This window comes from Nostoc sp. JL31 (assembly GCF_017114965.1).
Lineage (GTDB): Bacteria > Cyanobacteriota > Cyanobacteriia > Cyanobacteriales > Nostocaceae > Nostoc > Nostoc punctiforme_A.
The window spans coordinates 24,711-36,690 of sequence record NZ_JABXKO010000008.1 but is presented as its reverse complement, the minus strand read 5'-3'; the positions used below and the strand labels follow the sequence as shown (position 1 = coordinate 36,690).

Here is an 11,980-nt window from a genome sequence, read left to right as displayed (position 1 = left end):
TCATGCACCACGAAACCATCTCAAAAGATGGGGCATGGCTGCGATATGTAGAAGGAACGCGCCTGGACTTAAAAGATGTTCAATTTTTCTGGGGCAGTGCGGCTCTAGCTCAAAGTGACCACACCCTGTTGCACGAAGATAAAGCCAAAAAAGCAGAACTGGCACTAGAAAGCATTCTTGCAGACTTAGCAGTTCTGAATATTCCCGATGGGGTCAAGCTAGAAATTAGTTTGAGCAACCACAACCCCGAACGCTGGGGACAAGAGATTAAACGCAGAGTTGAAGGGACTCACACCTTTGAGCATCTGCATCCTGTAACTCGTTCCATTGTCACCAAGACAGTTGAAATCACAGTTAGAGGCATTTACCCCGAAGGTTTTGGAAGCATTGCCCACTGCTTATTCGGTGAAGCATCCCTGGTACTTGACCCCTCAGAATTAGCGATCGCACTCGATATCGGTTCATCAACTTGGCTTGTAACCGTGTTCAACGGTAGCGGTGCAGTCATAGACCGTCACCTGATTGAAGGTGGTTGCGGTGAACTGCATTCGATGATTGCAGAATCTCTCGACAAGCGAAACGACCGAGTGAGTCTGCTGTCCAAGGATGTGAAACACTCGCCCAGCTTGGTGAACCAGGGAATTGTAGAAGGGACTTTTACATACGGCGGCAACCACCTCACGGGCAAGAAGTTTGAAACCGAGTACAGCCAATGTCTAGATCAGTGGTGGAGTAACAGGATTGAGAAATTCGCCAACTTTGTGACTGCTGGCAATTATCTAGACCGCGCTAAATACCTTGTCGCCTGGGGTGGTGGTGTTTCGCTGCCAGTGGTGGATCAAAACTTAGCCGGTTTAGGCTTTGTGATTTTGAATAATCCCCAATTTATCAATGCTTTGGGGTTGAAACTATTAACTCAAATTTCAATTGGAGCTTAGTTAATGAATTACGAATCTCGGCGTATAACCATCTCCTACCTAGCAGTAATTGAATTGTGCAAGATTTTTGATTTACCTCAAGACGCGCCAACACAAGCACTTTCGGCAGGTGTAGAGAAGTTGATTTTTCAACATGGCAATGTGCAAACAACGCCAAAACCCGAAACAGCAACATCTACACAGCCCAATAAATCAGCACTTAGCGCAATGGTCACTAATTTCAAAGGGGCAGCATGAACAGAACCACATTCAGAAATACGGTTTTAGGCATTGGTGCAACAGCAGCAGCGTTAGCCGTTGGCTACTTCGGAGTGCAGTACTTCGGTCGTAACAATATGTTCACCATCGCCGCAGCTGTCGGGGGTGGAGGTGCAATCAGCTATGTACTTCAAAGGCCGAACCAGCCACAATCCCCAAGTAATCAGCCAGAACCCCAACCTACACCGATGAAAACCCAAAGAAAAGGAAGGAAATCATGAGCGACCAAGACACCCAAAAGACACAACCATCGCTAACAACAACCGAAATCATGACCATCATCCTTGGTTGCGAACAGATTCTTAGGTTCGTGCAAGCATCCCCAAATTATCAACAAATCGAAGCATCCGAAAGGTTCAGTACATCGAATGACTTAAAAATAGGTGATGCTGTCCAAGCTTTGATGGAGATTCACGAAGCAATCCTAAATATCGAATTCTACTCCCAAGTTTGAGGAAGCAAATGTTAGAAACGACAACTTTGCAACGTAACCACCTCTATGAATTCCGTGGTCAACAACTGCGCTACAGCCATCGGTCTAATTGTCGAATCAATGCCCCTTTCGTATTCAATGACTCAAAGGGCAAGCGCAAAGAATTAAGCCAAACCCAAGTGCAGACGGAGGTTTTTGAACTTGTTGAGTTTTGTGAGAACTGATGATGAAGCGATTGCCCCGACCGACCAAAGTAAGTGCAATCGCCTCACCCGAAAGTGCATCAAGTACACATCGTTACAAGGATTCTAACAAATGACACTTGACTACAGAAATCCCAACGATTGGGGCAAATCACCGCTAACTGACTCCGCCCTAAGAAAGCAGCAATTCAAAGCGGAAAATTCTGAACAATGGGCAGCAATGATCTCAGCAGATATTGAGGCACTCTCCACACCAATATTTGAGAGTGAAGATTACCCACCTTTCACAGGAACCGAATTCTTAGCAACTCATTCAACCATCGATGACCATCCATACTCTGCTGCATTTGGTCAATTCTTGGGTAATGGGATTGATGCGGACATTGCAAATATATTGGCGTTTGGTGAGAACAGATTTGATTTAATCTCTGATGATTTTGACGACCCCATAAGGCAACTGGCAACGAGAATTTATAGCCGATTTGAAGAGATGGGGTATTGGGATAAATTGCCCCAAGAGTCGAGCGATATCGACTACGACAACATACCTTATTAGGAGGTTCAGTAATGGATTTTGCAATACGTAATCCGGTCGTTGGTCATGCAAGCCATATTGATGAAAAAGCGCAAGCATGGGGAGGGTTTGAGTCTGATATTCTGGGCTATCTCTCCGATATAAATAAGCTCGAACAGTTTGCGGATTACGCCAATAACGCCCAAGAATTATCGGATAGGTTAGAGCCTTTCTTAGACAATGCCAAGGTGGTTTTTGAGGCGATGGAGAAGTTGACCAAAGGACAAGTTACCTGGGTCGAACTTCGTAAACAATACGGTTCTCATGTTGCGGGTGCAATTGGTAAAATCCGTAAACTTAACTCCGAGTTTGATTCGGAGATGAGTAAAATAGATGCCCAAGATAGAGCCGACTTGTTGCGAATTGACCAAAAGCGTAAACACGCACTGACCGAAGTTGCAGCCCAATTACACCACGATTTGCAAGCAGAATTGTGGCGGCATGAAAATAAAATCAGCAGCATAGAAAATAAGCAAACTGTGCAAGCTGAGAGGCAGGCAATTACTACAGGATTGAGAGAGAAACGCCAACAGCTTTTAGCGCGTGCGAGGTTTGGCTCACGGGCATTAGAACCAAATCTTGCACCCCAAGAAGTGATACCAGTTACTAGCCAAAATCATGCACCTGCGTCTAGTGTTTCTGCAACAGGAACAGTTCGCGGTTGGGGTGCAATGTTGGGTAATTTATGGCAGAAGTTAGGCGAAAGATAATCAATTAATTAGGTAAGGCTGATGCTAGTAAGGAAACGAAATGAAGATCCTCATAGCGTCAGCCCTTTTTTGCATGAAGGGCTGGCACAAACACCACAACAACAACATCAGCATCAACAACCAGAACAGCCACAACCATTACCAGAAAATAATAGAGGTCGGACATTTAGACGTGCTGGTAACGCTTGTGAAATTGTCGCTGGCAGTTGTCTAAACAGTGCAGTGATTTTCACTTTTCACCTGTTGCAAGTTCACCCAGTTGGGATGTTCTTAGCTGTAGGTACTGCACACCTGTATTTTACTGCCACTGCAACAGGTGAAGGGTTCAATAATTTCGTTACTAATTTAATGACTGGTTGCAGTGCATCACTGGCGTTATTATGTGCGCTGTCTGACCCGATTAGTGAATGGAATGAAGCGAGAACTTCTACTATTACTGCTAAGACTTCTATTGAGTCGGTTTATAAGCCAAAAACTGCTGAATCTTCAAGTTGGATGGATGGTGCAGGAGTGGGCATATTTCTAGCGATATTAATGATTTTTTTATTTGGTGGAAGGAAGAGTAAATGAATTATTTAAGTGAGAAACATAAAACTTTATCCGAGTCGCAACAATCGGGTTTTATGTTGTGGTTTGGTCGCTTACCAATGGACAAGAAAGCTGTTGCCATTGGGCTAAGTCTAACTGTAGGAATTAGCTCGGCTGCGATGGCGTGGAAAGGGGAGTCAAGCGACCGCATTTATTTTTGCGTTCGGACTCCCCAAAGCTACCTAAAGTGTAACGACAAGAATAACAGACCTTTTAGGATGACTCCCTACTACTGGGAGCAATGGAAACAAGAAGGAATGCCGCGCCAAGTAGTGCGTGACCCAGCTATGGGGGTTAATGGGCTGGTGAAAGCGACCAACCCATATAAACCGTTTTGGGGTTTTGGGGGATTTCTGGGGTTTGCGCTTGCGGGGTGGATGCTGCGACACTGCCAGTCGGAGGAGAAACAGAGAGCCGTATTTGAGGACATCGCCCAAAAACGGGACGCAGCAAAGGCAGAGATGACCGCACGTTCCGAGTTGTTGGAGAGTTACAGGGACGTTGCGATCGCAGAAGTTCAACTACAAGCTGACCTGGATCTAATCGCCAACGATCACACTGTTGATATCACCAAAGCCGAGATTTACGCCCACACGGAAATTGAAGTTACCCAAATGGAGGCAACTGATGCCATTTTCGAGGCGCAGACGGCTGGGATGACTGAAGAACAGAAGGCGGACTATATTAAGCAGCTTCGTGAGATGAAAACGCCTTATTTGCAAGGTAGCCAGACTTTAGCGGGGACGATTGACCCCAACGATAAGGTTACTGGGGCAGACAACCAAGCAATCGCAGAAGGTGACAAATATCGCTGGATTAACAACACCATCGGCTACCCCACTTTGATATTTGGTGGCATGGGTGCAGGTAAGTCCTGGACTACCAGAGAAATTATTTGGAAAAAAGTACAAGCTGGGTGGAATATCGTAGCGCTTGACCCGCACGGCACACAGGTCGAATGGCGAGGTGTGCGGCTGATTACCGGTTACAAAGAAATAGCCGAATTCATGCAATGGTACATGGATGAAATGCGCCAGCGCTATGAAGATTACCGCTTAAGTGGGCTGACTGAAGAACAGTGGACAGAACGGTTAAGAAATAGCGGCAAGATGCTATCAGTTATCTGTGAAGAATTTACGACCTGGACAGATAACATTGTTGAGCCAATGCCAGACGATTGTGAGGATGAAAAATGGAAGCCTGACCCTGATTTTATTGGCAAGTGGTTTCGCTGTGCCATGACTGAATCTCGTAAACAATTAATGATTCCTTTGTTCGTAGCTCACGACCGCACAATGGAGATTTTAGCCAAAGCTAAAGGGTTATCAAAACTTCGAGATGCGGCACTGTTAGAAGTAGAACTAATCGCAACTATTGACCCAATTACGACAGAAGCTAAAGCTAGTGGTATGGGTAGGATTAAATTACCTGGGCATGGACAATGGATTGATATTGAATTGCCTAAGCTCAAAGCCAAGCGGATTGATTTTAGGCTTGATGAATCTGTGATAAGCGATGCTCAAATTAACACCCAAAAGGTAGAGCCAAAACTTTCAACCGATCACAAAACAGCAGAGCGCATCTGGCAACTGGAATTTAATTTAGATAAGCCCCCAGCAGAGTCTATTCCTACCCCATCCCTAACACCCAATGCCCAATCACTGCTGCAATATCTTGAACGTAGCGGAAGAAATAAAGCAGTCATACAGGAGGTACAACCTAACTTTAAAGTCAAGGGTCAGCGATTCAGTTCGGAGGAATTAAAGCGACTATTTAATGAGCTAGTCGAGAGTGGTCTGGCCGTCTGGACAGATGCTAATACCATCGAAATTAGCCATTGAGCAGACAGACGGACAGAACGGACAGAAGTAGACAGAATCCTTGTACAGCAGGGGACAGAGCAGACAGAGGAGGAGACAGCCAGAAGACAGCAGACAGGATAAAACATTTTCCCAAAATTGGGAATAATTCATCAGTATTCTGGGTAATCGAACTTCTTGTTAAATTAAACTATAAACCTATGATTCAAGAACAACGCATTAATTCTGCTGCAACCGAAACACGATTTACTCCGCTCAAGCTTACCAGCCAGGAATGCCTAAATTTAGTAATTAAGCTACGAATAGATTTTAACCAGACTCAGATAATAGAGCGAGTTTGGGGGGTAAAGAAGGATGGTTCAGATGCTTGGAATAAAGCTTATGCGGAGTACAAGGATGTAATCGAAACCCTAGAATAGACCAAAAACATTTTCCCAAAATTGGGAATAATTCACCAACCATCTGGGTAATCCTGGATGGTTTTCTGGTTTACTAGAAGATAAGCAAATGGGTGTTCACCATGATTGATTTACTATCCGAGGATTTAAAGCACTCCGAGAGATACAAGGGCTGTAGTATTGATGTTTGGCGTGATGATAGGCGCAGATGTTACTTGGCTGAATTATATGCCCCGGTACGCAATAGAATGGTGATGCAACAAAGGCAAGCCTTCTCAGATATTGAATCGGCTGTAGCTTACATGAAAGAACAGATCGATAAATACTATTCGCAAGGTTGGTACAAAGATTGCATCATTGACGTGTGGTTTGATCCATACTTGTACTGCTACTGGGCTGAATTGTATGTACCTGTGCAGTCAGAAATGGTGTCACAAGAAAAGCAGACATTCTCAGATATTCAATCAGCCCTAGCTTACATGAGGGCGCAAATCGATAAATATTACTTGAATCAGGTGCAAAAATAGTGATTTTCACCCAGCCAAAAAGAGTAAAACTTGTTAGAAATATGAAATTCTCAGATTTACAGCGCGGTGATTTCTAAAGTTTTCCAAACGGCGAAGACACCTACAAAAAAGTAGGGGATACACAAGCAATGCCCATGTGTAGCCGTATGAGCCACTTAGCAGAAGTTAGCTTAGAAACTGAAGTCATTGGCATAGAACCAAGCGCTTACTCGCGCTCTAGAGAGGAAAATATGCCTGACTTTGAAGGGCTAACCTGGGAGCTTCAATGCCTTATGGCAGAAATGGGACAGTAGATTATCTGTAGTGATCTGTTTGACAAGCTTTTTTAGTTTTGCGAACTGTGGTCAAAAATTATGCAAGCGGTATTGCCTGAAACGGAACTGATTTTAATTCAAATTGCAGAAAAACACTATCCGCACACACACTTTAGGATAATCCCCGAATTTAATTTTAAAGTAGATAATTGGATAGAAATGAATTTTGTGGCATACCTTAGTGAATCTACTTCTGAGGATAGGCCACACAGTAATCCATTTCACAAATATTATCGAAGAGATAGATTTGATTTTAATCTAGCTTTTGCATTGAAAGATACTCGTTTATTTTTATCCGGTGATTGGCACGAAGTCACTCTTACGCTGCATTATAGTTTGGCTGGCGGCTGTTCGTGGTGGGATGAAGGGGTTCGGATCGCTCGTCCTCGTCCTCATGGCGATAAGTTAGAAGCGATCGCGCAAGAGATGTATCCTTTATTGAGACAAGGTGATAAATTTACAATTGCTTAGAGTAGCAGGTAAATAACCTTAATCAGGTTTGGGCGCATTTACATCAGGGTAGAGAGCGCGATATTGTGACCACTGCTGCCGATAAAACTCTATCCCAGGCTGAGTAATAACCAGTTTGGTTAAGTGCTTACCATCTTTCCAGTAGCCAACTTCTTTCACTAAGCCGTTGTCTGTTCCCTGATAATCTCGCAGTCTTAACCAAGTCCACTGCCAACTAAACCCGGCGTAATCCCCAAAGTTTAAGGGACTATCTATTCCTAATTCACCTGCTTGATAGGCTGTAGCTAGTGCCTCCCACTGCCTTGGTTTTAACTGCCCTTTGGGTGGTTTTTTAGGTGCTGATTCACCCAAACCAGCACGAGCTACAGCACGTCCAGTTGTGGTGAGCTTGATAGAAATTAGTTCGCCGTCATAATAATTACATTCAATTAACTTGTGTCGTTCCAAAACTTGGAGAGTTGAACCCAGTCCCTGGTCAACGACACCAGATTGGGATAGCAGCTTATGCAATAAAGTTTCATAGCTTGTGGGTTCAAAATAATATTGCAGATTACGCCATACGGATGCTTTCTCTCTGATTGAACCTAATCGCCAACCTTCTTTTTGTGCTGCCTCCACCGACTGGTCAGTACGGTAAATGGCAGTGAGTGTGGCTTGCTGCCGTTCATTGAGTTTTTCCCACAGATGAAGGTGTTTACTCATCACTCATATCCCAGAGCATTCTTAAAGATCATCGCCTTACCATCTGCCGACCCATTTTCAGTCCAATATCAAGTTATCCTTTTAATGTCCGTGTGCAAAAATAGTGATTTTCAACCAAATAAAAAGAGTAAGACTTTTAGAATCCATGAAATTCTCTTCTTTACATCGCGGCGATTTCTAAAGTTTTCCGAACGGCGAATATACCTACAAAAAAGTAGGGGATACACAAGCGTATCCTATGTGCAGCCGAATGAACCACTTAGCAGAAGTTAGCACAGAAACCTCAGTCATCGGCGTAAAGCCAAGCGCTTACTCCCGTGATAGAGAGGAAAATATGCCCGACTTTGAAGGGCTAACCTGGGAACTCCAATACCAGATGGCAGAAATGGGAATTCAATAAAACTATTCAATTTACTTGGTTCTTGCTCCCGCCCAGGAATGAGAGATAAAGGTAGTTCATTCTGCTGGTGGCGCTTTTGCAGTACCTTAGTTCAATAAGAAGCTGGCTCAAAATAAAGACAATTGTCCTGGCGATACATTTCCCCTGCGTCGCGTATGAAAACTCAGGTGGCAAGCTGTGCATAAGGCATATAAGTTTTCTCGACGATTATCTTCTGGCAGAAAATTTTTATGATGAACTGTTAATGTTAGCGCCATTCTAAGAGAACGGGAAAGTTCGGACGTATTATCACCGGGACGAATGCACTGTAAGCCACACTTAGAGCAACGCCACCCTACAGATTCTTTGACATCAAGAGCGATATCTGACCAATTTTCTGGATAACGTGACTGAGATTTTTGGGGCATTTCCTGATTCTAAAAATGCGTTGCAATTTAATTATCAGTTCAAGAATATGATTAATCTACTATAAATGAAGTTCAACATAGTTAGGGGTGGGCTATGTGGTTTTGGGAAAAGGAATCGGTTGAGTACGAGGTATTTAAAAAATACGAACCAGCGCTGATAACTATCGGTGTAAATTTTGCTCCCTGCCGAAGTCCAAGATGCTCTTGAAGGTTGTTCTTTAGACTTAGAGGATGCCTTGCGGAGTGCAATTGAATATGCTCTGTGGTTGAGCGAACACGATAAAGAGATTTTCCCCAATGCTTTATTAATTCGTGCGCTACAGGATAATTGGAAGCCGAAAGCATGGCGTGATGAATATTTAGAAAGGGAGATGTTCTCTTCACCTGGGCAACGTTGGTGGAATGCGGCAGAAAAAATGTGGGGACGCGATATGCGGAATCAATTGGTTGTTGATGTATTTTTTGACGGAGGTGGAGAATTTATCAAATTCAGCAACGGTAAAGAGATAAGAGTAAAAACTGCATGGGTATGGGGATGGGAACGATTGCTTGAATATGCCAGCCCAATATCTGTTTATCGATAATTGTAGCGACCTGCAATACTAATCGCTCAAACCTGCTTTTCCTCTGTTTGAGCCAGGATTAAATGCAACTAGAAATTTTTAAACAATCTTAAAATCTTTCCATCCCCAGGCAAGCCCATGCCTACTAATCAAGAATTCTTTTCCGATTTTCTCTCGTATTCTGTTGCATTCAGCTAAAAGCTGTCGATAATCATCAGGGTAAATATCTGCATAACTTCTAGCGCGGGTCAGCAATTGACGCTGATTTTTTCGCCATTCCCAAGGTTGATACCACCATGAAGGGTAGAAGTCTGCCTGTGGAGTAATCACCGCATAATCACGCCCCTTTTGGATGTCCTCTAGATCCCATGCTGGAAGATATGCAAGTAAATCAGTCTCTGCCCACCATTCTTCGATAATTGCTGTACCATCATCATCGCGCGTACCGATTCGCTTTCTGGCTTTGATGCGAATTTTTGCATTCCTTGCAATCACGGCGTAATCTTCCAGTCTTGTTGCTAGTGGATTGAACTCGATCAACATAATTTAATTCTCTGCTACCTCAGCACCTATAAAACTCAAATTGTGGTTGTAAAGTTATTGAAATCAACGATACTAGGTTAATCAAGAATATCAAAGGTCAAGAAAATTCCCTTATTTTTTGTCTCTACTAAAAGTAATGTATCAATGAAGTTCCCTGATAAAGGCATCAATCGCCTTAAGAGCCACTGACTACCGCCCCCTTTTTACGTAACCGCGAAACCACTTATATTAAATAATACTTTCAACTCCCTCCGGTTCATCACTATTCACTCGGTGGCGAGGTAGTCATCACTTGTATAACCGTATCATCATGACCGAAGCGTGCTTCTGACCAAGTAGAATAACGCTGCATTCTTCCATGATGAGGCCCGCCCAAAACCATTGTTTCAAAAAGTAAGGGGGGGTCTCCAAAAGTTAGATCAAACCCAGAAAAAGTAGTTGAAATTTTGGAAGAGCCAACTGTAGTCTCGGCAACTAGATGTTTTGCTGAATCTTGTGCTGAGTGTAAATAATCTTGCCATTCTGACAATGAATTAACAGCAACAGGTGTATGTCCTACGAGTTTGTAATAACGCATGATTGACAACGATTAAATAATCTTTTGGTTTTGATATGACAGCTTAGGCGCAAGCCTTGAAAAAAGATACCAGCCGCCACACAGCAGCTCTTTCTCTGGTTCAACCTAATAGCCAAGCTTCTTTTAGTATTGTAGGTCGCTGGCGAAGCTGTCACCAAGCGCAAACTAAACAATTTAGTTTAAATATCAAGCATCACCATCCAAAGCCCTTAAATAGATACAGTTAAGATTTTAAACAACCAGTCTTCTAGAGGTACGCCGAATTCTTCTGGAATAAGTTTTTGTATCTTGGTGTATTCAACCTGATTCCAATTTTTTGGATTAAATATACTGTGCGGAACTTCTACATCAACTAATTGTGGATTTTCCATAACACGACACCACATTCTGGCTCGATAATCAATTGTTAGGTTCCCACTCGGCAACTCAATCCAATAATGCGGTGACACTTGACCATGCCCAATCCATTGGAATGAACCGCACCAAATTATATGTTCAATACCCTTATTAAATAAAAGAGTAGAGAGAACTTTACTATGCCCATCACACTCCGTTGGAGAATTATCCCAAACATGTAATTCCGCACGTAGCTGGTCAATAAAATCATTATTCATGACAAGCATATTTCTTCTCCAATAGTGCTTTCACTTTGCGAACCGTATTGATTGCCACATCAGCTTGTGTTGCTCTTTGACGCAACGATAATCTCTACAAAATTTCCTTTTTTGTCACATTGCCAGTGCGAAAGATTATAGGATACTTGGGAAAGCTCAGTACATACGATTTTTTCGCCATCAGGCATAATTAGCCAGTAAATATCGGCCCCGCCCGCTTCAATATCCACTTGCCGAAGGGATGCCCCAATCAAAGAAGCTTTTTTTTCTAATTCAAAAAATTCTTCATCCATTATTCAATTTTTCCTTTTCGTTACAGATTAGCTCTAATGCATCTGATTTCATCCTACTAACCTTGAGAATTATCTAGACTGAGTTTCGTTTTATAGGTAACTTGACAAGTTCCGTAAAAATATCTTATCAAACAGATTTAATTACCAGTTATTCAATAATATTATGAATTTTTATTTATCCTTATTGAGCATACCCGTTAATAACTCCGACATCTCCCACAGGTCTTTATTCCGATTGTCATCAGAAATCATCAACGTGCGCGGGTCAGCATTTAGGCTCAATTTCTGCACCTTTCGGATATTCCCATCAGTGACATCAAGCGCCGCCTTCGGGAGCCTTTAGCCTTACCCTGTGCGGTGACATTTTCCTTATCCGGGAAGGAATGATATCAATCGTGATATCAATGCTCCACAAAGAGCGATGGCGTAACCGCCCATCTACGGTGGCATCGCTTCACCCCCTAGACGGGACTCTCCTGATTTCGCTTAGGGCAAAACCGCAATCTCCAGACCAAAAGCAGCATTATTACTTAGTCAAATCGTCAGCCCTTACACTGCCATCTAATTTAATTTCTCTTCATCACCCTCAATCAATGTCAATCAACTGACAATAACTCGCCCATTCCCCACTCCCCCCCTTGTTGCAA

General features: G+C 43.1%; 21 protein-coding genes. 15 read left to right on the top strand and 6 right to left on the bottom strand.

What is annotated here, in order from left to right; translation table 11 throughout:
- From HWQ43_RS00400 to HWQ43_RS00340, 13 genes are all read left to right on the top strand, one after another.
- Positions 1-938 (top strand): hypothetical protein (locus HWQ43_RS00400; protein WP_292728741.1); only part of this gene is annotated, 938 nt, incomplete at its 5' end.
- 3 nt (positions 939-941) lie between these two features.
- Positions 942-1,175, top strand: coding sequence for a hypothetical protein (locus tag HWQ43_RS00395; RefSeq protein WP_193947674.1), 234 nt, complete (start codon positions 942-944; stop codon positions 1,173-1,175).
- The gene (locus tag HWQ43_RS00390; RefSeq protein WP_292728734.1) at positions 1,172-1,417 is read left to right on the top strand and encodes a hypothetical protein; all 246 of its coding nucleotides are present in this window, start codon (positions 1,172-1,174) and stop codon (positions 1,415-1,417) included. The genes HWQ43_RS00395 and HWQ43_RS00390 overlap by 4 nt, the downstream gene beginning before the upstream one ends.
- Positions 1,414-1,650 carry a hypothetical protein gene (locus HWQ43_RS00385; protein ID WP_292728731.1) on the top strand — a complete coding sequence of 79 codons (237 nt, stop codon included), beginning with the start codon at positions 1,414-1,416 and terminating at the stop codon, positions 1,648-1,650. The genes HWQ43_RS00390 and HWQ43_RS00385 overlap by 4 nt, the downstream gene beginning before the upstream one ends.
- An 8-nt stretch (positions 1,651-1,658) precedes the next feature.
- Positions 1,659-1,853: a hypothetical protein gene (locus tag HWQ43_RS00380; protein WP_292728728.1), complete on the top strand. Its 195-nt coding sequence runs from the start codon at positions 1,659-1,661 to the stop codon at positions 1,851-1,853.
- A gap of 91 nt (positions 1,854-1,944) precedes the next feature.
- Positions 1,945-2,388 carry a hypothetical protein gene (locus HWQ43_RS00375; RefSeq protein ID WP_292728726.1) on the top strand — a complete coding sequence of 148 codons (444 nt, stop codon included), beginning with the start codon at positions 1,945-1,947 and terminating at the stop codon, positions 2,386-2,388.
- 11 nt (positions 2,389-2,399) lie between these two features.
- Positions 2,400-3,116 (top strand): hypothetical protein, encoded by a 717-nt coding sequence (locus HWQ43_RS00370; protein ID WP_292728723.1) that lies wholly within the window; start codon positions 2,400-2,402, stop codon positions 3,114-3,116.
- A 21-nt stretch (positions 3,117-3,137) separates the two neighbouring features.
- The gene (locus HWQ43_RS00365; RefSeq protein WP_292728720.1) at positions 3,138-3,686 is read left to right on the top strand and encodes a hypothetical protein; all 549 of its coding nucleotides are present in this window, start codon (positions 3,138-3,140) and stop codon (positions 3,684-3,686) included.
- Positions 3,683-5,545: a hypothetical protein gene (locus HWQ43_RS00360; RefSeq protein ID WP_292728717.1), complete on the top strand. Its 1,863-nt coding sequence runs from the start codon at positions 3,683-3,685 to the stop codon at positions 5,543-5,545. Before HWQ43_RS00365 ends, HWQ43_RS00360 begins: the two co-directional genes overlap by 4 nt.
- A 179-nt stretch (positions 5,546-5,724) precedes the next feature.
- The gene (locus tag HWQ43_RS00355) at positions 5,725-5,943 is read left to right on the top strand and encodes a hypothetical protein (protein ID WP_292728714.1); all 219 of its coding nucleotides are present in this window, start codon (positions 5,725-5,727) and stop codon (positions 5,941-5,943) included.
- 101 nt (positions 5,944-6,044) lie between these two features.
- Complete coding sequence (locus tag HWQ43_RS00350; RefSeq protein WP_292728711.1) at positions 6,045-6,449, top strand: hypothetical protein; 405 nt, start codon at positions 6,045-6,047, stop codon at positions 6,447-6,449.
- Between the two features lie 146 nt (positions 6,450-6,595).
- Positions 6,596-6,742: a hypothetical protein gene (locus HWQ43_RS00345; RefSeq protein WP_292728708.1), complete on the top strand. Its 147-nt coding sequence runs from the start codon at positions 6,596-6,598 to the stop codon at positions 6,740-6,742.
- Between the two features lie 60 nt (positions 6,743-6,802).
- Positions 6,803-7,234 (top strand): hypothetical protein, encoded by a 432-nt coding sequence (locus HWQ43_RS00340; protein WP_292728705.1) that lies wholly within the window; start codon positions 6,803-6,805, stop codon positions 7,232-7,234.
- A gap of 18 nt (positions 7,235-7,252) precedes the next feature.
- Here the strand turns inward: HWQ43_RS00340 and HWQ43_RS00335 are convergent, their stop codons facing one another.
- On the bottom strand, positions 7,253-7,936 hold the full coding sequence (locus HWQ43_RS00335) for a hypothetical protein (RefSeq protein ID WP_292728702.1): 684 nt from the start codon (positions 7,934-7,936) through the stop codon (positions 7,253-7,255).
- A gap of 250 nt (positions 7,937-8,186) precedes the next feature.
- On the opposite strand from HWQ43_RS00335, the gene HWQ43_RS00330 reads away from it, so the two are divergent.
- A complete protein-coding gene (locus HWQ43_RS00330) occupies positions 8,187-8,336 on the top strand; it encodes a hypothetical protein (protein ID WP_229557108.1) in 150 nt (49 codons plus the stop codon).
- 107 nt (positions 8,337-8,443) lie between these two features.
- Here the strand turns inward: HWQ43_RS00330 and HWQ43_RS00325 are convergent, their stop codons facing one another.
- Positions 8,444-8,743: an HNH endonuclease gene (locus HWQ43_RS00325; RefSeq protein ID WP_229557107.1), complete on the bottom strand. Its 300-nt coding sequence runs from the start codon at positions 8,741-8,743 to the stop codon at positions 8,444-8,446.
- 176 nt (positions 8,744-8,919) lie between these two features.
- Between HWQ43_RS00325 and HWQ43_RS00320 the strand changes: the two genes are divergently transcribed.
- Positions 8,920-9,327 (top strand): hypothetical protein, encoded by a 408-nt coding sequence (locus HWQ43_RS00320; RefSeq protein WP_308189949.1) that lies wholly within the window; start codon positions 8,920-8,922, stop codon positions 9,325-9,327.
- Between the two features lie 78 nt (positions 9,328-9,405).
- On the opposite strand, the gene HWQ43_RS00315 is transcribed toward HWQ43_RS00320, so the two are convergent.
- The 4 genes from HWQ43_RS00315 to HWQ43_RS00300 all read right to left on the bottom strand — a co-directional run bounded on the left by HWQ43_RS00315 (position 9,406) and on the right by HWQ43_RS00300 (position 11,333).
- Positions 9,406-9,849: a hypothetical protein gene (locus HWQ43_RS00315; RefSeq protein WP_229557106.1), complete on the bottom strand. Its 444-nt coding sequence runs from the start codon at positions 9,847-9,849 to the stop codon at positions 9,406-9,408.
- 262 nt (positions 9,850-10,111) lie between these two features.
- On the bottom strand, positions 10,112-10,426 hold the full coding sequence (locus HWQ43_RS00310; RefSeq protein ID WP_228038648.1) for a hypothetical protein: 315 nt from the start codon (positions 10,424-10,426) through the stop codon (positions 10,112-10,114).
- Positions 10,427-10,635: 209 nt separating this feature from the next.
- Positions 10,636-11,040, bottom strand: a complete 405-nt coding sequence (locus HWQ43_RS00305; RefSeq protein WP_229557105.1) for a hypothetical protein — start codon at positions 11,038-11,040, stop codon at positions 10,636-10,638.
- 59 nt (positions 11,041-11,099) lie between these two features.
- Complete coding sequence (locus tag HWQ43_RS00300) at positions 11,100-11,333, bottom strand: hypothetical protein (protein WP_292728690.1); 234 nt, start codon at positions 11,331-11,333, stop codon at positions 11,100-11,102.
- Positions 11,334-11,980 lie beyond the last annotated feature (647 nt).